Source organism: Paraburkholderia sp. RL17-373-BIF-A (assembly GCF_046030175.1).
Taxonomy (GTDB): Bacteria; Pseudomonadota; Gammaproteobacteria; order Burkholderiales; family Burkholderiaceae; genus Paraburkholderia.
In genome coordinates this window covers 1-546 of the sequence record NZ_JARESO010000391.1, presented here as the reverse complement: position 1 = coordinate 546, position 546 = coordinate 1, and the positions used below count along the sequence as shown (strand labels likewise).

Genomic DNA, 546 nt, shown 5'->3' with positions numbered 1-546 from the left:
CATGGTTGCGGGTTTCCCAAAGCAGCCGAATTTGCGTAAAAGCCACGGCGGGCGCGGATTATAGCTCGATCCTGAGCGGGCAGTGCTTAGACGCGGCAAGACAAATTGCCAGATCGGCGCAAGGCGCAATTTCGCTGGAATCCTCCATTGCGCTCGCTTTCCGGTATTTCGACCGGCCAAGCAACCGGATTCCAGCCGATTTTGTCATACGGCCGAAAATCCTTGACCACAGCCGATCTCAGACCAATTCGCCTGCTCCGGAAAACCCGCAACCAGTTGATAAGCTGCGTCCGCAATGTGGTGGCTGCGGACGCAATCTTGTTCCTTCTCATACACGGGTTCCAGATGAGTCGGAACTACCGCTTACGCTTGATCAGTATGCCGGAGCCCGCCCCGGGTTATTGAGGACGTACTAACATAAATTTCAAACCGTTGATTTTGTTATGTATTTTTACTCAATAAGTGCACCAACGCCTCACAGCGCGAGACAACCGTCATCGTTTCATCCATCATAGCCCGGTTCGGCCCTCAGCGTGTCCATTTCGT

General features: G+C 53.3%; 1 protein-coding gene. It reads left to right on the top strand.

Annotated elements, in window-relative coordinates:
* On the top strand, window positions 1-416 hold a 416-nt coding region (locus P0D80_RS51030), incomplete at its 5' end, for a hypothetical protein (protein WP_408296546.1).
* Window positions 417-546: the final 130 nt, after the last annotated feature.